The organism is Nocardia sp. NPDC005366, from assembly GCF_040606855.1.
Taxonomy (GTDB): Bacteria; Actinomycetota; Actinomycetes; order Mycobacteriales; family Mycobacteriaceae; genus Nocardia.
In genome coordinates this window covers 60,064-85,536 of the sequence record NZ_JBEXFQ010000010.1, presented here as the reverse complement: position 1 = coordinate 85,536, position 25,473 = coordinate 60,064, and the positions used below count along the sequence as shown (strand labels likewise).

Annotated in this window: 24 protein-coding genes; 12 read left to right on the top strand and 12 right to left on the bottom strand. The window is 68.6% G+C overall.

The window, feature by feature from the left end; genetic code table 11:
- Positions 1–247: 247 nt before the first annotated feature.
- Both ABZS43_RS14140 and ppgK read right to left on the bottom strand, forming a co-directional pair.
- Complete coding sequence (locus ABZS43_RS14140) at positions 248–1,612, bottom strand: RNA polymerase sigma factor (protein WP_355036277.1); 1,365 nt, start codon at positions 1,610–1,612, stop codon at positions 248–250.
- Positions 1,613–1,885: 273 nt separating this feature from the next.
- On the bottom strand, positions 1,886–2,644 hold the full coding sequence (gene ppgK / locus ABZS43_RS14135) for a polyphosphate--glucose phosphotransferase (protein WP_355036276.1): 759 nt from the start codon (positions 2,642–2,644) through the stop codon (positions 1,886–1,888).
- 210 nt (positions 2,645–2,854) lie between these two features.
- On the opposite strand from ppgK, the gene ABZS43_RS14130 reads away from it, so the two are divergent.
- Positions 2,855–3,769 carry an inositol monophosphatase family protein gene (locus ABZS43_RS14130; protein ID WP_355036275.1) on the top strand — a complete coding sequence of 305 codons (915 nt, stop codon included), beginning with the start codon at positions 2,855–2,857 and terminating at the stop codon, positions 3,767–3,769.
- A gap of 52 nt (positions 3,770–3,821) precedes the next feature.
- Here the strand turns inward: ABZS43_RS14130 and cei are convergent, their stop codons facing one another.
- Positions 3,822–4,496 carry an envelope integrity protein Cei gene (gene cei, locus ABZS43_RS14125; protein WP_355036274.1) on the bottom strand — a complete coding sequence of 225 codons (675 nt, stop codon included), beginning with the start codon at positions 4,494–4,496 and terminating at the stop codon, positions 3,822–3,824.
- Between the two features lie 378 nt (positions 4,497–4,874).
- Between cei and ABZS43_RS14120 the strand changes: the two genes are divergently transcribed.
- The gene (locus tag ABZS43_RS14120) at positions 4,875–5,177 is read left to right on the top strand and encodes a DUF4193 domain-containing protein (RefSeq protein WP_355036273.1); all 303 of its coding nucleotides are present in this window, start codon (positions 4,875–4,877) and stop codon (positions 5,175–5,177) included.
- A gap of 67 nt (positions 5,178–5,244) precedes the next feature.
- Here the strand turns inward: ABZS43_RS14120 and ABZS43_RS14115 are convergent, their stop codons facing one another.
- On the bottom strand, positions 5,245–5,742 hold the full coding sequence (locus ABZS43_RS14115; protein ID WP_355036272.1) for a DUF3093 domain-containing protein: 498 nt from the start codon (positions 5,740–5,742) through the stop codon (positions 5,245–5,247).
- A gap of 76 nt (positions 5,743–5,818) precedes the next feature.
- On the opposite strand from ABZS43_RS14115, the gene dut reads away from it, so the two are divergent.
- A complete protein-coding gene (gene dut / locus ABZS43_RS14110; RefSeq protein ID WP_355036271.1) occupies positions 5,819–6,295 on the top strand; it encodes a dUTP diphosphatase in 477 nt (158 codons plus the stop codon).
- 6 nt (positions 6,296–6,301) lie between these two features.
- A complete protein-coding gene (locus ABZS43_RS14105; protein ID WP_355036270.1) occupies positions 6,302–7,198 on the top strand; it encodes a DUF3710 domain-containing protein in 897 nt (298 codons plus the stop codon).
- Positions 7,199–7,279: 81 nt separating this feature from the next.
- Here the strand turns inward: ABZS43_RS14105 and ABZS43_RS14100 are convergent, their stop codons facing one another.
- Positions 7,280–8,005 carry an alpha/beta hydrolase gene (locus tag ABZS43_RS14100; protein WP_355036269.1) on the bottom strand — a complete coding sequence of 242 codons (726 nt, stop codon included), beginning with the start codon at positions 8,003–8,005 and terminating at the stop codon, positions 7,280–7,282.
- A gap of 168 nt (positions 8,006–8,173) precedes the next feature.
- Between ABZS43_RS14100 and ABZS43_RS14095 the strand changes: the two genes are divergently transcribed.
- From ABZS43_RS14095 to ABZS43_RS14085, 3 genes are all read left to right on the top strand, one after another.
- Positions 8,174–8,551, top strand: coding sequence for an OB-fold nucleic acid binding domain-containing protein (locus tag ABZS43_RS14095; protein ID WP_355036268.1), 378 nt, complete (start codon positions 8,174–8,176; stop codon positions 8,549–8,551).
- A 5-nt stretch (positions 8,552–8,556) separates the two neighbouring features.
- Positions 8,557–9,336, top strand: a complete 780-nt coding sequence (locus ABZS43_RS14090; RefSeq protein ID WP_355036267.1) for a DUF3159 domain-containing protein — start codon at positions 8,557–8,559, stop codon at positions 9,334–9,336.
- 189 nt (positions 9,337–9,525) lie between these two features.
- Positions 9,526–10,158, top strand: a complete 633-nt coding sequence (locus ABZS43_RS14085; RefSeq protein WP_355036266.1) for a sigma-70 family RNA polymerase sigma factor — start codon at positions 9,526–9,528, stop codon at positions 10,156–10,158.
- Between the two features lie 36 nt (positions 10,159–10,194).
- Here ABZS43_RS14085 and ABZS43_RS14080 read toward each other — a convergent pair whose 3' ends face one another.
- Together ABZS43_RS14080 and ABZS43_RS14075 are read right to left on the bottom strand one after the other, a co-directional pair.
- Positions 10,195–10,866 carry a TrkA family potassium uptake protein gene (locus tag ABZS43_RS14080; protein WP_355036265.1) on the bottom strand — a complete coding sequence of 224 codons (672 nt, stop codon included), beginning with the start codon at positions 10,864–10,866 and terminating at the stop codon, positions 10,195–10,197.
- A 2-nt stretch (positions 10,867–10,868) separates the two neighbouring features.
- Positions 10,869–11,534, bottom strand: coding sequence for a TrkA family potassium uptake protein (locus ABZS43_RS14075; protein ID WP_355036264.1), 666 nt, complete (start codon positions 11,532–11,534; stop codon positions 10,869–10,871).
- 170 nt (positions 11,535–11,704) lie between these two features.
- Here ABZS43_RS14075 and ABZS43_RS14070 point away from each other — a divergent pair, with 170 nt between their 5' ends.
- Both ABZS43_RS14070 and ABZS43_RS14065 read left to right on the top strand, forming a co-directional pair.
- Positions 11,705–13,696 carry an APC family permease gene (locus tag ABZS43_RS14070; protein ID WP_355036263.1) on the top strand — a complete coding sequence of 664 codons (1,992 nt, stop codon included), beginning with the start codon at positions 11,705–11,707 and terminating at the stop codon, positions 13,694–13,696.
- 52 nt (positions 13,697–13,748) lie between these two features.
- On the top strand, positions 13,749–15,227 hold the full coding sequence (locus ABZS43_RS14065; RefSeq protein WP_355036262.1) for a TRAM domain-containing protein: 1,479 nt from the start codon (positions 13,749–13,751) through the stop codon (positions 15,225–15,227).
- Positions 15,228–15,234: 7 nt separating this feature from the next.
- Here ABZS43_RS14065 and ABZS43_RS14060 read toward each other — a convergent pair whose 3' ends face one another.
- Entirely contained in the window at positions 15,235–16,806 is a 1,572-nt protein-coding gene (locus ABZS43_RS14060; RefSeq protein ID WP_355036261.1) for a CocE/NonD family hydrolase, read from the bottom strand.
- Between the two features lie 11 nt (positions 16,807–16,817).
- On the bottom strand, positions 16,818–18,449 hold the full coding sequence (locus ABZS43_RS14055; RefSeq protein WP_355036260.1) for a DUF3237 family protein: 1,632 nt from the start codon (positions 18,447–18,449) through the stop codon (positions 16,818–16,820).
- Positions 18,450–18,514: 65 nt separating this feature from the next.
- Between ABZS43_RS14055 and ABZS43_RS14050 the strand changes: the two genes are divergently transcribed.
- The gene (locus tag ABZS43_RS14050; protein ID WP_355036259.1) at positions 18,515–19,027 is read left to right on the top strand and encodes a MarR family transcriptional regulator; all 513 of its coding nucleotides are present in this window, start codon (positions 18,515–18,517) and stop codon (positions 19,025–19,027) included.
- Between the two features lie 34 nt (positions 19,028–19,061).
- Here ABZS43_RS14050 and ABZS43_RS14045 read toward each other — a convergent pair whose 3' ends face one another.
- Entirely contained in the window at positions 19,062–19,736 is a 675-nt protein-coding gene (locus ABZS43_RS14045; protein WP_355036258.1) for an SIMPL domain-containing protein, read from the bottom strand.
- 465 nt (positions 19,737–20,201) lie between these two features.
- Here ABZS43_RS14045 and dxs point away from each other — a divergent pair, with 465 nt between their 5' ends.
- The gene (gene dxs, locus ABZS43_RS14040) at positions 20,202–22,145 is read left to right on the top strand and encodes a 1-deoxy-D-xylulose-5-phosphate synthase (protein ID WP_355036257.1); all 1,944 of its coding nucleotides are present in this window, start codon (positions 20,202–20,204) and stop codon (positions 22,143–22,145) included.
- A gap of 69 nt (positions 22,146–22,214) precedes the next feature.
- Here the strand turns inward: dxs and ABZS43_RS14035 are convergent, their stop codons facing one another.
- Together ABZS43_RS14035 and ABZS43_RS14030 are read right to left on the bottom strand one after the other, a co-directional pair.
- On the bottom strand, positions 22,215–23,489 hold the full coding sequence (locus ABZS43_RS14035) for a ribonuclease D (RefSeq protein ID WP_355036256.1): 1,275 nt from the start codon (positions 23,487–23,489) through the stop codon (positions 22,215–22,217).
- A gap of 22 nt (positions 23,490–23,511) precedes the next feature.
- Positions 23,512–24,150, bottom strand: a complete 639-nt coding sequence (locus ABZS43_RS14030) for a DUF3000 domain-containing protein (protein WP_355036255.1) — start codon at positions 24,148–24,150, stop codon at positions 23,512–23,514.
- Positions 24,151–24,299: 149 nt separating this feature from the next.
- Between ABZS43_RS14030 and hemE the strand changes: the two genes are divergently transcribed.
- Positions 24,300–25,355, top strand: coding sequence for a uroporphyrinogen decarboxylase (hemE, locus tag ABZS43_RS14025; protein WP_355036254.1), 1,056 nt, complete (start codon positions 24,300–24,302; stop codon positions 25,353–25,355).
- The last annotated feature ends 118 nt before the right edge of the window (positions 25,356–25,473 follow it).

Here is a 25,473-nt window from a genome sequence, read left to right as displayed (position 1 = left end):
GGTCCGCCGCTAGTTTCGGGCGATCACGAAAGCCGTACCTCCGGAGCGTGTTACGTGCCACTGACACCGGCCGTGGAAACCGTGCGAGCGACAGTTGAGCGGACCAGGGGGATCGGCGCGGCAGTGCCGATCGCGGCCGTCAGGTCCGAGGGGCGGGGCGGCCGGAGACCACCCCGCCCGCATTCGCCGAGCGACGCCGAAACATCGAACAGCGCACGAATGCGGGCCCCGCGAAATCTCGCCGATATCAGTCCAGGTAGTCGCGCAGGACCTGCGAGCGGCTCGGGTGGCGCAGCTTGCTCATGGTCTTGGACTCGATCTGCCGGATGCGTTCGCGGGTCACCCCGTACACCTGGCCGATCTCGTCCAGGGTGCGCGGCTGACCGTCGGTGAGACCGAAACGCAGCCGGACCACGCCCGCCTCGCGTTCGGACAGCGTCTCCAGCACCGACTGCAACTGGTCCTGCAACAGCGTGAAGCTCACCGCGTCCACCGCGACGACGGCTTCGGAATCCTCGATGAAATCGCCGAGCTGGCTGTCGCCCTCGTCGCCGATGGTCTGGTCGAGGGAGATGGGTTCACGCGCGTACTGCTGGATCTCCAGCACCTTCTCCGGCGTGATGTCCATTTCCTTGGCCAGCTCTTCCGGGGTGGGCTCGCGGCCCAGATCCTGGAGCAGCTCGCGCTGGATGCGACCGAGCTTGTTGATGACCTCGACCATGTGCACCGGAATACGGATGGTGCGGGCCTGGTCGGCCATGGCGCGGGTGATGGCCTGGCGGATCCACCAGGTGGCGTACGTGGAGAACTTGTAGCCCTTGGTGTAGTCGAACTTCTCGACGGCGCGGATCAGACCCAGGTTGCCCTCCTGGATCAGATCGAGGAACGCCATGCCGCGGCCGGTGTAGCGCTTGGCCAGCGAGACGACCAGACGCAGGTTGGCTTCCAGCAGGTGGTTCTTGGCGCGATTGCCGTCGCGCACGATCCAGTTGAAGTCACGGCGTGTCGCGACGGGCAGCTTCTCGCCCGCCTCGGCCCATTCCCTGACCTTCTCCGCCGCGTAGAGACCGGCCTCGATCCGCTTGGCGAGTTCGACCTCCTCCTCGGCGTTCAGCAGGGCGACCTTGCCGATCTGCTTGAGGTAGGCGCGCACCGAGTCGGCCGAAGCGGTCAGTTCGGCATCCTTGCGCGCCTGACGCAGCGCTTCGGATTCCTCTTCGTCCCAGACGAAATCGCCGGACGCCTTGTCGGCGGCGGTGGGCTCGTCGGCCTCGGTCTCTTCGTCGGCTGCCTCGGCGGTGTCCTCGACGATCACCTCGGTGAGGTCGTCTTCGGAGACCTCGAGATCTTCCAGATCCTCGAGTTCCTCGATCGACTCGTCTTCGATCGCCTCGCCGGATGCCGGCGCGCCGTCGGGACCGGCCTTCTTGGTAGCCGCCTTCTTGGCAGGGGCCTTCTTGGCGGCGGCCTTCTTCGCCGGGGCGGCCTTCTTGGCGGCGGCCTTCTTCGCGGGGGCCTTCTTGGCGGCAGCCTTGCGGACCGGCCGTGCTTCGGTTACATCTGCGGAGTCGGCGTCGGCCGATTCGGCGGTCTGACGGGTCGTGGCTACCACGTACGCCCTTTCGTGACGGTCTCGTGCGGCGTCACGCCAGAGTGGTGATCCGGCGGAGCGGTCTGTCGGGTTTCACCGGCGGAGGGCCGGTCGGGTTTCTCCGGCTCACCGCCGGGCATGTTCCATTGTAACGATCCAACCAGCGTACTCATGGCCGCCTTGCGTATAGCGGTGCCGCGCGGCCCGCGTATCCGGTGCTTATGGGCCCTGGTGTGTCCCCGGTGTGTCGCGGTGTCGGGCGCTCCGCGCGGATCGTGACGCCGTTTCGCCCGCTCACGTGACGAGACCGGCCTCGATCGCCATCGCCGCGCCGACGATCCCCGCGGTGTTCCGCAGATGCGCGGGCAGTACCGGAGTTCGGTTGGTGAGCAATGGGATCCACTGATCCGCGTCCCTGCTGATGCCGCCGCCCGCGACGATGATCTTGGGCCAGAACAGATTCTCCAGTCCGACCAGCACGGTGCTGACCTGCGCCGCCCACTGCGGATAGGTGAGCTCGTCCCTGTCCTTGATCGAGGCGGCGGCGCGATGTTCGATCTCCATTCCGCCGATCTCGAGATGACCGAGTTCGGTGTTGGGAACCAGCGTGCCGTGGTAGATCAGCGCCGAGCCGATCCCCGTCCCGAAGGTCAGCAGCAGGACCAAGCCGGCGAAATTCTTTGCCGCGCCATACCTGTCCTCGGCGAGTCCGGCCGCGTCCGCGTCGTTGAGGACGGTGACAGGGCGGCCGTCGAGTGCATCGGAGAACAGCGCCCTGGCGTCGGTGCCGATCCAGGCCTTGTCGATATTGGCCGCGGTGCGCGCCACACCGTCGAGGACGACCGAGGGCAGCGTGATGCCGACCGGACCGTCCCACGCGGCCTCTCTGACGAGTTTCGCCACCGCGTCGGCGACAGCCTGCGGTGTGGACGGGTGCGGTGTCGGAATCTTGATCCGCTCGTGGACCAGTTCGCCGGTGGCAAGATCGACCGCGGCGCCCTTGACGCCGCTGCCACCGATATCGATTCCGAATGCGTGCCCCCGAGCGGACATGGCTAACCCCTCGTTCCGTGTGCGTGGTGCGGACCTGCGTCCGTCCGAGCGCCCTGCTGGCCGGTGTGATGACGGCGCCGTCGCATCGGCTCCCACACGCCCGCGAGACGGGATGCGTCGGATGCCCGACGACGGCGCTGTGTCGTGCACGACAAGAGTAATGCGAGTTCGGTGCTGCGCACGCCGGAGGATGTGTGATGCGATGGGAGCGTGCCCGAATCCACCTCGTCAATCGCTGCCGCATCCATCGATCTGCCACCGGAGGAGGTGGCCGAACTCCGCCGAATCGCCGTCGATCTCGCCGAATCCGCCGCCGCCCACGTGCGTGCCCGCCGCCCCGAGGTATTCGGGGCAGGCCCCTCCATGGGCGCTCGATCCGATGATTCCGTCCGGACCAAGGCCCACCCGACAGATCCGGTCACCGTGGTCGACACCGAGGCCGAGGAGCTGATCCGGGCCCGCCTCGCCGATCAGCGGCCGGGCGATCCGATCCTCGGGGAGGAGGGCGGGGGGAGTCTCGTCGGTACCGATGACGCGGTGCACTGGGTACTCGACCCGATCGACGGCACCGTCAACTTCCTCTACGGCATCCCCGGCTACGCGGTGTCGGTGGCGGCGATGCGCGGTGGACGCTCGATCGCGGGCGCGGTGGTCGATGTCGAGCGCGCGGTGACCTACAGCGCCGGGTTCGGTCTCGGCGCGATCAGCGTCGACGCCGACGGCGTCGTCGAACATCTGCGGTGCGCCTCGGTCGATTCGGTATCGATGTCGTTGGTCGCCACCGGTTTCGCCTACGGCCAGTATCGGCGGACCAGGCAGGCGGCGCTGATCGCCGAAGTACTGCCGCAGGTGCGCGACATCCGCCGATTCGGCGCCGCCGCCCTCGATCTGTGCCATGTCGCGGCGGGCCGCGTCGACGCCTATTTCGAGCACGGCCTCAATGCCTGGGACTGGGGAGCGGGCGCGCTGATCGCCGCCGAGGCGGGCGCGATGCTGAGCCTGCCGCCCGCCGACGCCCCCGGAACCGACGGCGACCTGGTGGTCGCCGCCGCCCCCGGTATCGCCGGTGAACTCGGGGCTCTGCTCGAGCGTGTCGGCGCGACCGAGCCGATCCCGGACCGCTGACGGACGGCGAACGCCGGAACCCCGCTGGGGTTCCGGCGTTCGATGTCGGATCTCAGCAGCGCGCCGTGCGGGCGGCGTCCAAGAGGTCGATATCGATGGATCCGCCCCCAGGAGCCGGATTCTTCAGCGAACGCAATACCTCCTCGGCGTCGCTGTTCGGCCGGATCTCCCGGAACAGGGAACCGAGCACCAGATCGACCGAATCATCGGTGCGCTTGTCCTCGATCAGCTCCGCGCACGGCGCGACCAGTTGCACCGACGCCGCGGCTGTGCGACCGCTCACACCGAACCGGATCTGACCCGCGCATTCCAGGTCACCATTGACGTATATCGAATCGTTGCCGTATTGAGTCCCCGGCGCACTCGCGAAGCCGAGGTCGCCGAGCTGGGAGGCGATGTGGGCGGCCTGTCCACGCTGGTTGTTCGCGTTCAGCACCCTGACCCTGCTTTCGGACAGCGGAGCGGGTTCCAGATCCTGCAATCTCGAGGCGCCGACGCGCTGTCCGAGCTCCACCGGTGGCGACGCACCGGGATCGGTGGCGGGGCTCGGTGAGTTGCAGGCCATGGCGGCCGTATCGGTGTCCTCGGTCGTCAAGGCCTTGAACCACACAACGGTGCAGATCAGCGCCATGACGCCGAGCATGATGAGCCAGGGCCGAGGGCGCCGACGGATGTGGGGTCGCCCCTGCGGATCCGTCGTGCTGCCTTCGGTGATCAGTGAAACCACGTGCACACTCTACGAAAAGGTCTCGGCTTCGGCGCGCGAGGTCTCGGTGAGTTCGACATCGGGTGACGATTACCCGTCAGTTTCGACTCGTCTGTGTTTTGATTGCGACTTTTGCCGCGTGGTCCGCTATTGTCTGGCGGCCCAGATCGAATCACCAGCGGCGAATTCGGTGGTCGGTCGCGGGAACAAGTAGGGCATGTCCTGCGTTTACCGAGCGCTATCCGGAGTGGATTCACGTGATCCCACCTGATAGGTGATCGGTGCACGTGTGATGTGCGCCACCGGCGGGGCGGTGCGGGGCACCTCGATTCCTCGAAGGAATCGGGCGTGGCGCGAGCCGGTCCGGGATATACGGAGCAAGGACGAGGGGAAGACGACATGGCAACCGACTATGACGCACCGAGGCGCACAGAAACCGACGATGTGTCGGAAGATTCGCTGGAGGAGCTGAAGGCTCGTCGTAACGAGGCACAGTCCGCCGTCGTGGATATCGACGAATCCGATACCGCGGAGTCGTTCGAGCTTCCCGGCGCGGACCTGTCCGAGGAAGTGCTGAGCGTTCGGGTCATCCCGAAGCAGGCCGACGAGTTCACCTGTTCCAGCTGTTTCCTGGTTCATCACCGGAGCAGACTGGCCAGTGAGGCAGGCGGACAGCTGATCTGCATGGATTGCGCGGCCTGATCTCCACGGAGATCGACGAATACCGCGACGGCCGGGTTCCGAACCCGATTCGGCCGTACGCCTTCTGTCAGCCCGCGCTCGGCAGCCCGAGCGCGGCAAGAATCTCTTCCGGACGACGGGTACTGATCAGCCAGTAGGGTGTCGGGTCGTCCGGGTCGTCGAGAACGAGGAGCACCATCGTCCCGATCCAGGGGCGGTGCTGGACATACGCGGCCGGGTCGAGCTGCCGACCGAGGGCCGCGCTCTTGGCCGTCGGCGCGACGACTGCCGCGCGGGATACGAAGTTCACCGGTAGGTGAGCTCGGTCGGCATGCAATTCGGGCGTTCCTGCGACATCAGCCATCACCTCGACACGATGGCGGCTCAGCCACAGCAGCACCCACACCGGCACCGGGAGCAGCAGGACGTAGGGCAGCCACGCGCGCACGCCCGGCGCGCCCATGTGGATTTCGGCGGCAAGCAGACCGGTGATGGCGAAGGCCACCGGCCACCACCACAGCGGTACCCACAGGCGCTCACGGTAGGTCTGCCGCGGCTGTTGGGTCTGCTTTTCGTTGTCCGTCACAGAGTGGTTGGGCTGGTCCGACACGACTCAACACTAAGTCACGGGGGTCGCGGCCGTACGCGTAGGCTCGTCAACCGTGAGCGCACTTTCACCCATACCCCTGCTGCGGCTGGATCCCGGCATCCCGATGCCCGCGCGCGCCCATCACGGCGACGCGGGTGTCGATCTGTGCACCACGGAAGATGTCATCCTGGAGCCGGGGGAGCGGGTGCTCGTCGGCACCGGGGTCGCCGTCGCGCTCCCCGTCGGCACCGTCGGGCTGATCCATCCGCGGTCCGGGCTGGCGGCCAAGACGGGTCTGTCGGTGGTGAATACGCCGGGCACCGTCGACGCGGGGTATCGCGGTGAGATCAAGGTGTGCCTGATCAATCACGATCCGCGCACGCCCATCGAATTGCGCAGGGGCGACCGGATCGCGCAACTGCTCGTACAGCGGGTGGAACTGGTGGATTTCCTCGAGGTCGACCGCCTCGACGACACGACGCGCGGCGCGGACGGGTACGGCTCCAGCGGTGGTCACGCGAGTCTGGCCGACACCGCCGAGGAGGGCTGATCCGCGATGTTCGGTAAGAGAAAGACGCGGTCGCACGACTACGACGACGACCGCTACGACGAATCCGGCGCGTACGACGGCGATTACGCGGAATACGCGGACGGCGATTACGCCGACGGCGATTACGCGGACGACTACGACGAGGCCGCCTTCGACGACGATGCCGACACCGCGGACATCCCGGTGATCGACCCGGAGGACGCGAAGAAGGCGGGCCCGTACGACTACGACGAGGTGGCCGAACTGCTCACCTCGGTCGCCGATCAGCGCCTCGACCTCGGATCGGTAATCATTCCGGTGCCGCCGGGCGGGCAATTGCAAGTGGAGATGACCCCCGACGGCACCCCGCAGGCGGTGCATCTGGCCACCGACCACGGCAGGCTCACCGTCGCCGCCTACGCGGCGCCCAAATCGGCGGGGCAGTGGCGCACCGTCGCCGCCGACCTCGCCGAATCCCTGCGCAAGGACGGGGCCCGCGTCGCGGTCGAATCCGGGCCGTGGGGCCGTGAGCTGCTCGCCATCACCGAGGGCGCGGATCTGCGTTTCATCGGTGTCGACGGTTACCGCTGGATGGTGCGACTCGTCGCGGCCGGCCCGTCCGGCGCGGCCGACGCGGGTACCCCGCTTGTCGCCGCGGCACGGGCGATTCTGCGCGAGACCGTCGTCCGGCGCGGCACCGATCCGCTGCCGGTGCGCGATCCGCTGCCGGTGGTACTCCCGCCGCAGCTGGCCGAGCAGTTGACCGCGGCGCATCAGGCCCAGGTCGATGCCCAGCAGCAGCAATTGGCCGCACAGGCCCAGGCGGCGCAGCAGAGCGCGGGCAGCGTCATCCCGCCGCGGATGCCCCAGGAACCGCGCCGTGGTGCGGACGGGTCAGCGATGCAGCAGCTCGGCCTGAACTGAGCGATATCGGGAAATCCCGTCCGGCGTGCGGCCGGACGGGATTTCGCGTCCACAGCGGGTGGCGAGGCCGCCCTGGAAAGCTCAGCCGAAAGCCGCGAAGCCGATCCGGCCCAGGATCGCCGGGTCGGCCCCCAATTCGTCGAGGGTGATCCGGTACAACGCCGCGCGGGGGATCGCCGAGGCCCACTGCTCGGCGACGGCGAGCGGGTGCACGGGATCATCGATCGCGGCTACCAGCGCGACGGGGACGGTCACCGTGGCGAGCTGTTCCACATCGGGCCACCGGTAGCTCGCTGCCTCGCGCAGCGCGTGCGGCAGCAGCGGCCACTGGGCCCGCCACGACTGGGTCAGCGCGTCGGCCAGCCACGCCGGGCTACTCGTTCGCATCCGCTCGACCACCGGCTCCAGGCCGTCGGAGCCGAGTCGCTCCGCGGTGTAGGCGGCGCTCTGTGCCGCAGGACATTCGGCGATATCGGGTCCGGTCCACGCGGGCAGCGCGGCGATGACGCCCATCACTTTTTCCGGATTCTCGGCGGCCCATTCCACGGCGATCGCGGCGCCGAGTGAGATTCCTGTCGCGAGTACCTGACCGCGTTCGGCCGCCGCGTCGAGAGCGGCGCGATATCCCGCGATCAACCCGCGCGGATCCGGTTCCACCGCGATCAATTCCAGCCCCGACGCCGCCGCGGCGGGGCCGAAGGCGCGCCGCGCGAAGTCGGCATCGGATCCGGTACCCGGCAATGCCACGGCAACCCGTGCGGGACGGGGAGGTTTCAGCCGGATGGTTTCGGGGGATTTCAACGCCATGGATCGTCGATCATTCACCGCCGAGTGTGGGGAGTCGAACACCGGGCCGAGCGTAGCGGGGGCGTCCCGCTGCATCTACAGTGGCGGTGTACGGCCGATCGCCGGTCGTCCATTGAAAAGAACGATGGTGTGTGACCCACGCCATCTGCTCTAGCAGGAGAGCGTGCAATGCCATCCGCTGCCTCAGGATATTTTCGCCGACTGGGCCGCAGACTGACCGAGGATATCGATCAGCTGGACGCCAAGGAGTTGGCCGAGACCGCCGAGGCCTCGGGAGCGCGTCGCGCCTCCGAGTGCCGTCGCGGGGACGAAGCCACCATGCTCGGCCGATTACGCAGTGTCGAAGCGTGTCCCAAATCCGTCGGCGCTAGTGTGCAAGCAGAATTCTTCGATGGCACCGATGCCATCACCCTCGTGTGGATCGGCCGTCGCCGCATCCCCGGTATCGAACCGGGCAGGCGAATCCTGGTCCGCGGTCGTGTCGGTGATCGCGACGGCCACAAGGTGATCTACAACCCCTACTACGAATTGCGCGGGAACAGCTGACACGTATGCCATCGAGCAACGACAACGGCGCCGATACGGGCGCGCCGACCGAGACCGGACTGCGCGAGCCCACCGGCACCTTCCGTGCGTTTCCCCCTGCCCGGCTCGGCGGCTCCGCGATATCGCAGGACCGGGCGTCGCAGGACCGGGCCTCCGAGGACGAACGTGAGGCGGCGGCCGAGAAAACCCTGCTCGAACAACTCGGCGGTCTGGGCGGCCTGATCTATTCCACGCTGCCGGTGCTGGTCTTCGTCCCGGTGAACACCCTGGCCGGACTCACCGCGGCCGTGTGGTCGGCCCTCGGCGTCGCCGCGGCGATCCTGGTGTGGCGGCTGGTACGGCGCGATCCGATCCAGCCCGCGATCTCCGGATTCATCGGCGTCGGCGTCTGCGCGTTCATCGCCTACCGGATGGGAGAGGCCAAGGGGTTCTTCCTCTTCGGCATCTACACCAGCCTGGTGTACGCGGGCGTCTTCCTGGTCTCGATCGCGGCGCGCAGACCGCTGGTCGGCGTGATCTGGGGCTATCTGAACGGGCACGGTGCCGATTGGCGCGCGGACAGTCGTCTCGTCCGCCTCTACGACATCGCGACCGTTGCCTGGGTGCTCGTTTTCGGCGCGCGCTACCTGGTGCAGTCCTCGCTCTACGAGACCGACCACACCGGGTGGCTGGCCTTCGCACGCATCGCGATGGGGTGGCCGCTGACCGCCGTGGCCTTGGCCGTCACCGTATGGTCGGTGCGCCGGGCAGGACATATGCCGACGCGCAAGGCCGCCGCGGTCTGAGTCGGTACGGCGCGGTTTCGGTGCCGTCCGCTCCCAACCTACCCCCCGCCCAGCAGCACGAGGGTGGGTAGCGCTCACCGCCGAGGTGGGTTCTTACCCACCCTGGGGTACCTGGTCGGTGGCCCGAGTTCATCAGACGATCGTTGTCGACACGAAAAACGCAACGACGGCTGGAAAGGACTCGGACAGTTGGCTACCGAGCACAAGATCGCGGCATCGAAGACCCACGCCCATTCCAATCCGGCGCTGTCGGAGAGCAGGCGGGTGTCCGCCGAATTGGAGAAGTTGATCGGCCCCGCCGCGGCGGGCGACAAGCGCGCCGTCTCCGACATCGTGCGGATCGTGCATCCGCTGGTGCGCCGCTACTGCGGCGCGCGTCTCGGCAATACGGCTCACCTGCACGTCACCGCCGACGATGTGGTGCAGGAAATCCTGATCGCCACCGTCAACGCGATCCCGCGCTACCGGGATCAGGGCAAATCGTTCCTCGCCTTCGTCTACGGCATCGCGGCCAACAAGGTGGCCGACGCGTTCCGCCGTTCGCAGATGCACCCGACCTACCCCGTGGCCGATCTCCCCGACGAGCCTTCGGTCGCGGCGGGACCGGAAGAGTGGGCGCTGGCCTCCGAGCGGCGCGCCGCCACACGGGAACTGATGAAGATCCTGGCGCCCGCGCACCGCGAGGTACTGGTGATGCGCATCGTGCTCGGCTGGAGCGCGGCCCAGACCGCCGAGGCCATCGGCACCAGCCCGGGCGTGGTCCGGGTGATGCAGCATCGCGCGCTGAACAAATTGCGCCGCGAACTCCAGATCGCGTCGTGAGGGCGAGCCGACCGCGGCCTCGGTCCTGTCGGGGAGTCAGGGTTTGATGCCGTGGGGCGCCAGCGCCACCCGTAGATCGTCCTCGGCCTCCGCGGAGGTCACGAACAGCAGCTCGTCGTCGCCTTCGAACGGGTCGTCGGGCTGCGGGACGATCACCCGGCCGCCGCGCAGGATCGTCACGAGGGCGGTGTCGCGCGGCAGGGTGAGGGCGCGGACGGGTTTGCCCGCCAGCGCGGTGTCGGCGGGCAGGGTGATCTCCACCAGATTGGCCTGACCCTGGCGCAGGGTCATCAGTCGCACCAGATCGCCGACCGAGACGGCCTCCTCGACGAGGGAGGCCAGCAGTCGCGGGGTCGACACGGCGACGTCGACACCCCAGGAACTATCGAAAAGCCATTCGTTGCGCGGATCGTTCACCCGCGCGACGACCCTGCGCATCCCGAATTCGGTCTTGGCGAGCAGGCTGTGCACCAGATTCGCCTTGTCGTCGCCGGTGGCGGCGATGACCACCTCGTAGGTCTCCAGACCGGCCTCCTCGAGCAGCGCCAGCTCGCAGGCGTCCGCGTGGACCCAGACGGCGTCGGGGATGGCGGTGTGGTCGATATGGTCGAGCTGACGTTCGAGCAACATCACCTGATGCCCGCCGCGCAGTAGTTCGCGGGCGATCGATCGGCCGACGGCTCCGGCTCCGGCGATGGCAACCTTCATGATCAGTCCTCGCTCGCGGGGGGCTGACCTGCCAGCGCGACGGATTCGCCGACGCGTCCGGAGGTCGCGGCCACATAGACGACGTCGTCGGCCTGGACGATGGTTTTGTTGTCGGGCAGCAGGCCCTGACCGAAGCGGATGATGAACGCCACCCGCGCCCCGATCGTCTGCTCCAGATCGCGCACGGTGCGCCCGTACCACTCCTCGTGCAGATTCAGCTGGGTCACCGCGACCGTGCCCGTGGGGTCGCGCCAGGTGGTTGTACTGGTATCGCCGATGAGCGAGCGCAGGAACCGGTCGGTGGTCCACGGGACGGTGGCGATGGTGGGAATGCCGAGGCGTTCGTACACGGCGGCGCGTTTGGCGTCGTAGATCCGCGCGACCACGCGCTCTACGCCGAAATTCTCGCGGGCGACCCGTGCGGAGATGATGTTGGAGTTGTCGCCGGAGGAGACCGCGGCGAAGGCGTCGGCCCGTTCTATTCCCGCGCGGGTCAGCACATCCCGGTCGAACCCGACTCCGACCAGCTGTTCGCCGGGGAATTCCTCGCCGAGGCGCAGGAAGGCGCTGGGATCGCGATCGATAACCGTGACGTCGTGCCCGATCCTGACCAGGGCGCGGGCCAGCGACGAGCCGACGCGTCCGCACCCCATGATCACTACGTACACGGCGTAACCTCGTTCCTGGACCCCTGGGCGTTCGGTCTGCTGTCTTCTGCGCAGAACCGTACCCGGCGGGGCTCGCCGCGGCCCACTTCCCCCGTCGCCGGACCAGGCGGGGGCACGCCGCTGCCACACCGCGCAAGCGATCCTCCCCGAGGGGATCTATGCTCGCTCCAGTGTCCAAGTTGACGACGGCAGCCAAGCGAATGCTGCTGGGCAGGCCCTTTCGAAGTGATTCGCTGGGCCATACCCTGCTGCCGAAGCGAATCGCGCTTCCGGTGTTCGCCTCCGACGCGATGTCGTCGGTGGCGTACGCGCCGGAGGAGATCTTTCTCGTACTCTCCGTAGCCGGTATCTCCGCCTACATGTACGCCCCGTGGGTCGGCTTGGCCGTCGCCTTCGTCATGGCCGTCGTGGTCGCGAGCTACCGCCAGAATGTGCACGCGTACCCGTCCGGCGGTGGTGACTACGAGGTCGCCACCACCAATCTCGGGCCGACTGCCGGACTCACCGTCGGCAGCGCGCTGCTCGTCGACTACGTGCTCACCGTCGCGGTGTCGATATCCTCGGCCGCCTCCAATATCGGGTCGGCGATACCGTTCGTCGCCACCCACAAGGTGCTGTTCGCCGTGGTGGCCATCGCGGTGCTCTCCGCGATCAATCTGCGTGGCGTACGGGAATCGGGCACCGCGTTCGCGATTCCGACCTACGCGTTCATCGCGGGCATGTTCGTCATGCTGGGCTGGGGCCTGTTCCGGATCTTCGTGCTCGGTGACGATCTGCGCGCGGAATCGTCGGGTTTCTCGTTGAACGCCGACGACGAACATCTGTACGGCCTCGCCTTCGTCTTCCTGATCGCGCGGTCCTTCTCCTCCGGCTGTGCCGCGCTCACCGGTGTCGAAGCGATCAGCAACGGTGTGCCCGCGTTCCGGAAACCCAAGTCCCGCAACGCCGCCACCACGCTGTTGATGCTCGGCACGATCGCGACCGTGCTGCTGATGGGCATCATCATCCTGGCGCAGAAGATCGGCATCGTCTACGCGCACGACACCGAGCATCTGGTCGGCGCGCCCGCGGGCTACCACCAGAAGACATTGATCGCCCAGCTCGCCGAGACCGTCTTCCACGGATTCCCGATCGGCTTCTACTTCATCACCACGGTGACCGCGCTGATCCTCGTTCTCGCCGCGAATACCGCCTTCAACGGCTTCCCCGTACTCGGTTCGATCCTGGCGCAGGACCGTTACCTGCCCCGGCAACTGCATACTCGCGGCGATCGACTGGCCTTCAGCAACGGCATCCTGTTCCTCTCCGGTGCGGCCATCGCCTTCGTCGTCTTCTTCGGGGCCGAGGTCACCAAGCTGATCCAGCTCTACATCGTCGGGGTTTTCGTGTCCTTCGTGCTGAGCCAGACCGGCATGCTGCGGCACTGGACCCGGTTGTTGCGCACCGAGACCGATCCGTCGCATCGCAACAGGATGCGACGTTCTCGGGTGATCAACGCGGTGGGGCTGACCGCCACCGGTGCGGTGCTCGTCATCGTGCTGATCACGAAATTCTTCGCGGGCGCCTGGATCGCGATCCTGACCATGGTTGCCATCTTCGTGGTGATGAAGATGATTCGGAAGCACTACGACTCGGTATCGCGCGAACTCGACGAACACGACTGGGACGGCGTGCTGCCGAGCCGTTCGCATTCCATCGTGCTGGTATCCAAACTGCATCTGCCCACGCGCCGTGCCCTTGCCTACGCCCGCGCTACCAGGCCAGATACCCTCGAGGCGATCACGGTGAACGTCGACGAGGCCGATACCCGCATGCTGGTGCGCGAATGGGAGAAGAGCGATATCACGGTGCCGCTCAAGGTGATCGAATCGCCGTATCGCGAAATCACCAAGCCGGTACTGGATTACGTCAAACGGGTGCGCAAGGACGCGCCGCGTGACGTGGTGACGGTCTTCATCCCGGAATACGTGGTCGGCCACTGGTGGGAGCAGGTGCTGCACAACCAGAGCGCGCTGCGGCTCAAGGGCAAGTTGTTGTTCGAGCCGGGTGTGATGGTGACCAGTGTGCCGTGGCAGCTGAGTTCCTCGACGCGGGCGGCGCAGGAGGCGGGCGATATCAACGCGCCGGGCGCGGTGCGGCGCGGCTACGAGGACCGGGTGTGAGCGCGCGTTGTCACCGATTCGGGCACGTACCGGACGAGACGAGTGGGTGGCGATGAGTGATCGGCGTGGCGAGATATTCGAGGTCAGGCTCGGTCCGCCGGGACACGGCGGCTTCTGTGTCGGCAGGCACGACGGCCGCGTCGTCTTCGTCCGGCACGGCCTGCCCGGCGAATTGGCGCGGGTGCGGGTCACCGAGGATCGCGGCGGCTCGTTCTGCCGGGCAGATGCCATCGAGATCCTGGAGCCATCACCCGATCGGATTCCCGCGACCTGCCCGGTTTCGGGGCCGGGTGGCGCGGGATGCTGCGATTTCTCCTACGCGACCCCGGCGGCGCAACGCGCGTTGAAGGCGTCGGTGGTCGCCGAGCAGTTGCGCCGGATCACGGGGATCGAGCGCGACGTGGTGGTGGAACCTGTCGCGGGGTCCTCGCCAGAGGAGACCGGCGGCTGGCGTACCAGGGTCCGGCTGGCGGTGGACGACCAGGGCAGGGCCGGGGTGCACGCGCATCGCGGAAGCAGGATCATCACGGATCTGCGCTGCCCGCAACCGGTCGCGGGCGCGATGGACGCGATCGCCGATCGGCTGTGGACACCGGACGCTGACCTGGTGGTCGCGGTGGACGGGGACGGGGTGCGTCATATCGTCGAACTCGCGCCCGCCGTCGTCGCCGAGAGCGGGCGAGCGGGTGCGGGGCGTCGCGACGACCGCAGGCGCACCGGGCCGGGTGGACGGTCCGCGAGGGGCGATTTCGAGCGAGGAGTCCGCCGAGCGGGCGGGCGGCGCGCCGCGGCCGGGCCAGAGGATGACCTGCGGCACGAGAGTGACAGGCGGACAGGCGAATACGGCGCGGTGTCGGCGGGCCGCGCCGCCTCGGATCGCGCGGGTTCGGAGCAACGGCGCGGCGCGACAGCGCGACGGGCGGCCACCCACGCGCCCCGTGACGAGTGGGTGGTCGGGGGGAGCGGCCGGGCGGTCGAATATGTGGCAGGGCGGCGCTGGGAACTGTCGGCCACGGGTTTCTGGCAGGCGCATTACGGTGCGGCGCAATGCTATTCGGATCTGATCGCGGAATGGTCCGGGCTGCGCCACGGGGAGGTGGCCTGGGATCTGTACAGCGGCGTCGGGGTTTTCGCGGCGCGTTTGGCAGAGCAGGTCGGGCCCGAAGGGACGGTGCTGGCGGTGGAATCGTCGCGTTCCTCGGTCGCCGACGGCCAGGCGGCCCTGCGTGATCTGCCGTGGCTGGATCTGCGGGCGGGCCGGGTGGAGCGCTGGATCACCGACCATGTGAGCGGGCAGGTTCCCGAGGTGGTCGTCCTCGACCCGCCGCGCGCGGGTGCGGGCAAGGAGGTCATCGCGGCGTTGAGCGAAGTCGGTCCCGCCCGCATCGTCCACATCGGTTGTGATCCGGCGTCTTTCGCTCGAGATCTCGGTCTGTACCTGGCCGCCGGATACCGGCTGACCCGGTTGCGCGCGTTCGACGCCTTCCCCGGCACCCATCACGTGGAATGCGTCGCGCTGCTGGAGGCATGAGAACCCCCTACGGCATCACCGGCAGGGTGATGAACGACGGCCGGGCGGCATCGTGGAACAGGGTCTGCTCGCCCTCCCGCAATGCCGGGTGCAGATCGAAGCGGGGGTAGTTCGAGCCCGCGATCTCGACACGGAGGCGATGGCCCGCCTGGAACACCTGACTGGTGGCGACGAGATCGATCTCGTGCAGAACAGTGTCCGACGTCGACCGCCGGACGCTGTCCACCACGTTCATCTCCCGCCCGTCGGGCCAGACGTCGACGAGTTTGACCGTCCAGTCGGCGCCCGGCGCGGTGGTCGTGCCGTGCAGGGTCGCGGTGACCGGACCGGTGACCTCCAGATCGGCGTCCAGCGGCGGCGTGGTGAACCGGACGATCCCCGGGTGCCCGGCGTTGACGCGCTGGTCGCGGGGGCCGATATTCAGTGGGTCGGGCAGCAGCAGCCCGCCGCCGTGGGTAGGGACGGGGGCGGCCGGATCGTGCGGGAACCGGGTCGGCGCGGCGTCGGCGGTCGGTGCGTCGGGTGACAGCAGGCCGCCGGGGTGCAGATGGAACCGTGTCGCCACCGCGCGGGCGGGCGGCCAGGTCTGCTCGTCGCGCCACACGTTCGCGCCCATCACGAAGATCCGCACGGGCGGCCCGGAGTCGGGGAGGCCGGCGAGATGGGCGATCTGTCTGCCCTCCAGGCCCGCTATCTGCCCGCTCGCCGGCGTTCCGAAGACGAGTTCACCGGCGGCGGCGTCCTGGGAGAGATGGGTCCACGGGCCGATCACCAGTGGTCCGCCGAGGCGTCGGTGGTTCTCCAGCGTGCCCGCGAGGAAGACGTCGAACCAGCCCGCGGTGTGCAGGACGGGCGCCTCGATCCGGTCGTGCCGCAACGAGGACGCGAGTTCCTCCCAGTACGCGTCCCGCTCCGGGTGGTCCACCCACTCGGTCCAGAACGGGAACTCCCGCGATACCGGATCCTCGCGCAGTGGTCCCTGCTCCGAGGGCGGGGCTCCGAGCAACGCGAATTGCGCGCCGAGCCGTTCATAGGCGGTCGTATCGCCGAGCGCGGCCGTCTGCATCAGGCTGAGCAGGCCCTGCAGGGTGCTCCAATGATGGGCCGAGCCGAGCGCGAGCGCGCCTCCCACGTAGGTGAGACCTTCGTAGAAATCGTGCGGGGTCATCGTCGCGACGACCGCCTTCAGCGCGGCGGGCCGCTGGGCGGCGAGTTGGAGAGCGCAGCCCGCGATATACGACACGCCGGTGGCCACGACTTCGCCGTTCGACCAGGACTGCGCGGTGATCCATTCGACGGTATCGACGCCGTCGGGCCCCTCGTGCACCCAGGGCGCGAAGGTTCCATCGCTGTCGCCGCGGCCACGGCAATGCTGGAACACCACCGCGAGGCCCGCCTCGAGCAACGGCATGGTCGGCATCATGCGGGCGGTGCGCTCCCCGTAGGGCGAGCGCATCAGGACCGTCCGATGGGTCGCGTCGTCATCGGGCCGGTAGAGGTCGGCACGCAGGATCGTGCCGTCGCGCATGTCGATCGGCTGGCCGTGAACGACCGAAACGGGCAGGGCGCGGCGGGGCATGCTGACTCTCCTCAGGACAGGGTGTAGGCGTCGTAGACGACGGCCGATGCCTCGCGGCGGCCGGTGGCGACCGCCACCGTACGGCCGAGCCAGGCGTAGTCGGGGTGGGCGGTCTCGAAGGTCAGCATGAGCCGGAAGTAGTAGGAATCGGGGTCGACCTCCTCGCCGTCGGCCAGGCGTCGCATGACCTCGGCGGGCCCGTGCCGGTGGCCTCGGGTCTGGAGGTAGAGCAGCGCGCCGTCGTCGGTGCGCAGGGTGTAGCGGGTGTCGATGGTGGCGGTGCCGTCGTCGTGGACGATCTGCCAGTCCGCGCCACCGGGCAGCACGGTTCCGGACAGCCGGGGGCCGTCGAACGAACCGCCGGTGATACCGATGACCCTGCGCTCGCCCCAGGGCGTGCGGCCGATCGGCAGGATCGGGTCGAGGGTGACGTGGAAGGTCGCCAGGCGTTCGAGGGCGGGTGTGGCCCGCACCGTCCAGGACGGCCGCTCGTTGAGCGAGGCCGGGTCGAATCCGGCGAGTCGCTGGTAGCGCAGCGAGATTTCCGCGAGTTCCTCGGGCGGCAGGATCGCGTCGATATCGTCGAACCCGTGCGGGGCGCGCTCGTGGGCGAGACTGAGCACACGCTCCGGGCCGAGGCCGCGGTTGGCCCGGACGATCGCGGCCGTGGCCTCGCGGCGTTGCCCCTCGTAGAACGAGGGATCGCGCCTGGTGGCCAGCGCGTGGGCGAGCACCCTGGCGTCGATGATCGCCTGGGACGCCCCGTTCGAGCCGATCGGGTACATCGGGTGGGCCGCGTCGCCGAGCAGGGTGACCCGCCCGTGCGTCCAGCGGGGCAGGGGATCGCGATCGACCATGGGGTATTCGAAGACCGATTCGGCGGCGGCGATCAGCGCTGGGGCGTCGAGCCAGCCGAGTTTCCAATCGGCGAAGTCGGCGGCGACCGTCTCGGGATCGGCGGAACGGTTCCAGTCGCCGGTCGCGGCGGCCCCTTCGGTGGGGCGTTCAGCGATCCAGTTGGTCAGCACCCGTCCGTCGCGGTCGGGTTCCGAGATCGGATAGGCGACGAATTTGCGCGACCCGTCGCCCGACATCACCATGCTGCGGCCGGTCAGGAAGGGTTCGGCCAGGGTGGTGCCGCGCCACAGGGTCAGCCCGTTCCAGATCGGCGGCCCCTCCTCGGGGTAGAGCGCGCCGCGCACCGTGGACCGGATGCCGTCCGCGCCGATGAGCAGATCGGCGTCGTGTTCGAGGCCGGTGACGGGACATCCGCAGCGGACCGCGCCGGAGCCGAGCCGCTCGCGGACCGCGTCGAGCAGCAGCATCTGGAGTGCGCCCCGGTGCACCGCGTATTGCGGCCACCGATACCCGGCGGCCCTACCGCGTTCCTCCGAGGAGATGACCTGGCCGAGCGGATTGGCGTAGACGAGTTCCTCGATCGGGACGCCGATCTCGGCGATCCGGTCGGCCAGCCCGAGTTCGGTCAGTTCCCGCACGGCATGGGGGAGCAGGTTGATACCGACCCCCAGCGGCAGCAGTTCGGGAACTGCCTCGTCGATGCCGACATCGGTGATCCCGGCCGCGTGCAGGCTCAGCGCGGCCGTGAGGCCACCGATTCCCGCGCCTGCGATGATGATCCGCACTTCTGCTCCAACAGTCGATAGTTATGGCCATAACAATATGAAACGCGGACGACCGGGGGCGCGAAATGGAGAAATACGAGGAGATGGCGCGGCGGATCCTCCCGCGACGAGTTCCCGGAGCCGATGTGGCGACGTTCTCGCTCGCCTACAACCTGCTGCACGCCGCCTACCTGATGATCAACGATCTCGAGGCGGCCATCCACCGGCCGCGCGGACTGACCCTGCCCGGCTTCCGGCTGATGTTCAAACTGTGGCTGCTCGGGCCGACCATGCCCGCGCGTTTGGCGGAATTGTCGGTGATGAGCCGCTCGGCCGTCACCAACGCGGTCAACACCCTGGAGCGGACGGGGTTCGTCGAGCGCCGACCGTCCGACACCGACGGCAGGGCCATCACCGTCGCCCTCACGACCAAGGGGGAGGAGTCGGTCCGTGCGGCGTTCGAATTGCAGGCGGCCCGCGAACACCTGTGGTTCGCCGGGCTGTCGGCCGCCGACCGGGAGGCGCTGACCGCACTGTTGCGCGATATCGTCGCGGCCCGTCCGCACGCCCCTTCGGCCCCGAGCGCGGTGCGCGAATGACGGGGCGTCCGGAGTGGCGGCCGAGCCGGGTCGGTCAGTCCAGTCGCCAGGTGGCGCGCACGTTCGCCGAGATCTCGCTTTCGCCGAGTTCGACCGGGAGGGGCACGCCGCCCGCGGGAGCCGACACGGCGGCGAGGCGGGGCGCGTACGGGGCCGCCGAGGCGGTGTTCTCGGTGATCTCGAGGACGGGGCCGAGGGAGCGGGCGGCGCGGGTGGCGAATTGCGCGGCTTTGGCGAGGGCGTCGTCCCATGCGGCGTCGCGGGCTTGGGCGAGGAGTCCCGCCTGGTCGGCGACGGTGAGGGTGAGGCCGCCGAGGCGGACGTCGTCCCCGCCCGCCTCCACGCAGTCGGCGATGACGGCGGCGGGACCGGGATCGGCGTCCGCGCCGATCTCGCGCAGGATCACGGTGAGGTCGGTGGTGGCGACGTAGCCGGTGATCCGATTACCCGCGCCTTCGGTCCACACCGTCTCGGTCCGTACCGACAATCCGCCGGTGGCGATATCGGCGTCGGAAACCCCGTGGGCGCGCAGTGATTCGGTGACAGCGCCGACGTGTTCGCCTGCCTGCCCGTAGGCGAGGGCGACCTTGTCCGCCCGCGACTCGATGGAGACGGTGACCCGCATTAGGTCGGGGGTGGCGCGCACACTGCCCCGCCCGAAGGTCGTCACCGTGCCCGTGGCGCGGGATCCGGACTTCTTCTTGCTCACTGCGTTCTCCTCTTCAGGGTTCTCCTCATCAGGGGTTCTCCTCATCAGGTCGACGGAGCCGGTCTCCGCATCGCCCGCGGCGTACACCCGGCCGTCGGCGGTGGCGACGCGAACGAATCAGGTTGTGCCGCAGCGAGTTCCGAAATAAAGTCGGGCAATTCGCCGGATAGTTCGCCGCGGCGCATCACGGAGAGGTCGGCGGCGAGGCGCGCGAGCACACCCGCGGCATCGGCGTGCGGAAGCTCTTGCTCGGGCTCGGCCACACGACCACTGTAGGGCGGGTAACGTTGGTGCCGCGGTCGCCCCGGCACGTGTGTTCGGGCGGCCGTCACGGTCGGCACGTCGTGTGCAGCCTCACATTCGGCGGCCGAGTCGCCTGGTGGCAGGCCGACGTCGAGCGGGAGCACTGTTTCGGCTCCGTAGACTGATCGGATCAGACGCATTATCCGGAGGGAGCGAGTTCAGGTGGGAGTGCTTTCCCGGGTCGATACGCCCGAGGATCTACGTGGGCTGACCGTGCCGCAGCTGCGCGAGCTGGCGGAGGAGATCCGCGAGTTCCTGGTGCTGAAGGTCGCCGCCTCAGGTGGGCATCTCGGCCCCAACCTCGGCGTTGTCGAGCTGACCATCGCCCTGCACCGGATCTTCGATTCGCCTGCCGACCCGCTGATATTCGACACCGGGCACCAGGCCTACGTGCACAAGATCCTCACCGGCCGCAAGGACCGATTCGACTCGCTGCGTCAGCAGGGCGGTCTGTCGGGCTACCCGAGCCGCGCCGAGAGCGCGCACGACTGGGTGGAGTCCTCCCACGCGTCGGCCTCGCTGTCCTACGCCGACGGGCTGGCCAAGGCGTTCGCGCTGAGCGGGCAGGATCGGCACGTGGTCGCCGTCGTCGGCGACGGCGCGCTGACCGGTGGAATGTGCTGGGAGGCGCTGAACAATATCGCCGCCGCGCCCGACCGCCCCGTCGTCGTCGTGGTCAACGACAACGGCCGTTCCTACGCGCCGACCATCGGCGGCCTCGCCGACCGGTTGACCGCCCTGCGCACCCAGCCCGCCTACGAGCACGCGCTCGACGCGGGCAAGCGCATCCTGAAGAGCATTCCGCGCGTCGGGGAATCGGCGTACTCGATGGTGCACGCGGTGAAGGCGGGTATCAAGGACGCGGTGAGCCCGCAGGAGCTGTTCAGCGATCTCGGACTCAAATACGTCGGACCCGTCGACGGGCACGACATCGTCGCGCTGGAGGCCGCGCTGCGCCGGGCCAAGGATTTCGGCGGCCCGGTCGTCGTGCACGCGGTCACCCAGAAGGGCCGCGGCTACGAGCACGCCGAGAATCACGTGGCCGACCAGATGCACGCCTGCGATCCGATCGACCCGCTCACCGGCCGCCCGCTGGCCGGGAAGAAAGCGCTCGGCTGGACGTCGGTCTTCTCCGAGGAACTCATCGCTCACGCCGAGCGTCGCGACGATATCGTCGCGATCACCGCCGCCATGCCGGGGCCGACCGGACTCGCGCCGTTCGGCGAACGTTTCCCGGACCGGATGTTCGACGTCGGCATCGCCGAACAGCATGCGATGGCTTCGGCCGCCGGACTCGCCCTCGGCGGGATGCACCCGGTGGTCGCGATCTATTCCACGTTCCTCAACCGCGCCTTCGATCAACTGCTGATGGATGTGGCGCTGTTGAAGCAGCCGGTGACCGTCGTCCTCGACCGCGCCGGCATCACCGGACCCGACGGCGCCAGCCACAACGGCATGTGGGATCTCTCGCTGCTCGGCATCGTTCCCGGCATCAAGGTCGCCGCCCCGCGCGACGCGGCCACCCTGCGCGAGGAATTGAGCGAAGCGCTCGCCGTCAACGACGGCCCCACCGTTATCCGCTTCCCGAAGGGAAGTGTGGGCGAGGACATCTCGGCGGTCGAACGACTCGACGGCGTGGATGTGCTGCGCCTGGCGGCCTCCGACGGCGGCACCGCGCGGACCAGGCGCGGCGACGTCCTGCTCGTCGCGGTAGGCCCGTTCGCCGTCACCGCCATGAAGGTCGCGGAACTACTGGAACCCCAGGGTATTTCGGTCACCGTCATCGATCCGCGCTGGGTGCTGCCGGTTTCCGACACCATCGTCAAACTCGCCGAGAACTATCACCTGGTGGTCACCCTGGAAGACGGTGGTCTGCACGGCGGTATCGGGTCGACAGTCTCGGCGCGGCTGCGTGCCGCCGGACTCGATGTCGCCACCCGCGATCTCGGTGTGCCACAGGAATTCCTCGACCATGCCTCGCGCGGTGATGTGCACGCCGAACTCGGCCTCACCGCGCCGGATATCTCCCGCCGCATCGCGGGCTGGCTGGACGCGCGCTCGGTGCACGTGCGGACATCCGCGGAACCGGGAGGGGCCCTCGGCTGAGATTCGCCGACCGGACGGCTGCGCCCCGAGGTCGTCGTGGCCCTTGTCGTCGGTCGCCCGGATCCGCCGTCACTGCTCCCGTGGCGTCAGCGCCTCGGTCAGAACCGGTACTGCCAGTTCCCGCTGCCACGGTCTCGCGCCGCCCGATTTGAGGAATCCGTCGATCGTGGCCGACAGTTCCTCCGGGTCGCCGACCTTGTCGTAATCCGGCAGTCCGTCCCAGCACAGTCGCCGGACGAGGTCGGGGGAGAGAAGATTCTCCACCGGAATCGCGTGCGTGGTGGACAGTTCACCCATCGCCGCGCGGGCGCGGGCAAGCCGGGCCGCCGCGGTCGGGTCGCGCCGTTCCCAGCGGTTCACCGGGGGCGGTCCGTCGAACGGTTGGGTGAGCGGTGGCAGGTCACTGTCGGGCAGGGCGCGGGCCCGGTCGACGGCGGCCAGCCAATCGCGCGAATACCGGCGCTGACGTGGGCCGCCGAATACCGGCAGCGCCCGCAACTGCGCGATGGTCCGAGGATCGGTGGTGGCGGCGGACACGATCGCCGCGTCCGGCAGGATCCGGGCGGGCGCCACATCCCTTGCCCGCGCGAGCGTGTCGCGCGCTGTCCATAACTCGCGCACGACGGCCAGCTGCCTGGCGCGGCGCAGCGTGTGGATGCCGGAGGTGCGTCGCCAGCGATCCGGTTTCGGCGCGGACGGCTCGGCGGTCCTGACATACTCGAATTCCTGCGCGGCCCAATCGGATTTGCCCTGTTCATCCAGGGCGGCGGCGACTTCGTCGCGTAATTCGAGCAAGAGTTCGACATCGAGCGCGGCGTAGTTCAGCCACTCGTCGGGTAGCGGCCGGGTCGACCAGTCGGCCGCGCCGTGGCCTTTGCGGAGCGCGCGCCCGAGTAGACGTTCGACCATCGCCGCCAATCCGACTCGTTCGAACCCGGCGAGCCTGCCGCCGAGTTCGGTATCGAACAGCCGCGCCGGGCGCAGCCCGAGTTCGGCCAGGCCGGGCAGATCCTGGTCCGCCGAATGCAGCACCCACTCCAGATCGTTGATCGCCGCGGCCAGCGGGCCGAGCGCGTCGGTCACCGGAATCGGGTCGACCAGGAAGGTGCCTGCACCTGCCCGGCGTAACTGGATCAGATACGCGCGGGCCGAGTAGCGGAAACCGGACGCGCGTTCGGCGTCCACCGCCAGCGGCCCGCTACCAGCGGTGATCCGCGCGGCGGCATCGGCGACCTCGGCGGCGGTGACCAGGACCGGTGGCACTCCATCGGCGGGGGCGAGCAGTGGTTCTGCTGTACTGTCTCCCACGATGTGCCCATTTTCGGGCTTATCTGCTACCGGCATAGACCTGAACTTTACGTTGCTGTCAACTGAGGTCGTTGCTGGTATACGACTCTGGCCGCAGATGTGTGATACCGGCCGGTGGCAAACCCGCCGAATAGGCGAGCACCTCGCAGAAGGCTTCGACGTGCGGACGCATATCCGTTGTCACCGCGGTCCAGGAGGCTCGTAGCTCCAATTGGTGCGCGCGGGGCGGGCCGGCGATATCGCCGTAGCGCACCGAACTGGTCGAGGTGACGGTGCCGCCGAGGGCGGTGAACAACTCCGGCCGCGACTCCAGCGCGTCGACCAGCCAACTCCACGCCACCTCGGGTAGCAGCGGGTCGGTGGCCAGCGAGGCGTCGATATCGGCCTGGATATAGGCGACCAGCCGGAACACCCCGTGCCAGGCGTCGTCGCCGTCGGGATCGTGTAACAGGATCAGTCGGCCGAAGGCGTCGCCTTCGGAATCGATCGGAACCACGGGGGTTTCGAGATGTTTGACCTCGGCGCCGACGGCATAGGAGTACGGAGCAAGGCGTTGTGGGGGCCGGATGGGCGCAAGCTCGATCCGGGGGTGCACGGTTGCGGAGCCCATCGCCTCGACCGCAGCGCGAAACGGAGCTGGTTCGCCATCGGATCCCTCGGTCGGTGCGGCGCCGTCGCGGATGTCGAGCGGTGTCACGAAAGCGACGGTAGACCTTGTGCACCCGGCGGGGTCGGAGGCGCGCCGCACGCCGGAGCTCGCGGTCCTTCCAGCACCCCTCGCGGGCCGTGCGCGCGGAGGTGGGCTCGCGCCCGAGGGTCCGGCGCCGCCGCCTACGATGAGCGGTGATGAGCACTCATACCCGCCGCCGGTTGACCGATGCCCCGTTCCTGGCCGCCGCCACCGGTGGCGAGCCGAGCAGGCGGCCGGTCTGGTTCATGCGGCAAGCCGGTCGGTCGCTGCCCGAATATCGCGAATTGCGCAAGGGCGTCGGCATGCTCGAGTCGTGCTTCGATCCGGAACTGGTGTGTGAGATCACCATGCAGCCGATCCGCAGGCACGGCGTGGACGCGGCGATTCTGTTCTCCGATATCGTCGTTCCGCTCAAGGCCGCTGGTATCGACCTCGATATCGTGCCCGGCGTCGGACCGGTGGTGGCCTCGCCGGTTCGTTCCGTCGCGGATGTGCGGGCATTGCCGCGCCTGCGCCCCGAGGAGGTGGGGGCGGTCACCGACGGGGTGCGGCTGCTCACCGACGCGTTGGGCGACACCCCGCTGATCGGCTTCGCGGGCGCGCCGTTCACCCTGGCGTCGTACCTGGTCGAGGGCGGGCCGAGTAAGAATCACGAGCGCACCAAGGCGATGATGTACGCCGACCCGCAGACCTGGCATGCCCTGCTCGGCGCGCTCACCGACATCACCATCGCCTTCCTGCAGGCACAGCTCGCGGCGGGCGTCGACGCGGTGCAACTGTTCGACTCGTGGGCGGGCGCCCTCTCGCTGGCCGATTACCGCACCTTCGTGCTCCCGCATTCCGAGCGGGTCTTCGCCGAGATCGCGGACGCGGGCGTGCCGAGGATCCACTTCGGCGTAGGTACCGGCGAACTGCTCGGGGCCATGGGCGAGGCGGGCGCCGATGTCGTCGGCGTCGACTGGCGGGTGCCGCTCACCGAGGCCGTGCGTCGCGTCGGTCCGGGAAAGGCGTTGCAGGGCAACCTCGATCCCGCGGTGCTCTTCGCCGGTTCGGCCGCCGTCGAAACCGAGGCCAGGCGGATCGCGGCGGAAGCCGACGAGGCGATCACGCTCGGCGCGGCTGGTCATATCTTCAATCTCGGCCACGGTGTCCTGCCCGATACCGACCCGGGGGTGCTCACCGCGCTGGTGCAACTCGTGCACGAACTCTGAGAGTTCCCTCTTCGCCGCGCGGGTGACCGGACGGCGCGCCGCCCGGGTGGTGCGTACCGACGAGGGTTCTCCCTGCCCGCGACGGCTGCGGCGACCGGTCGTGCCGGGAGATCGGGTC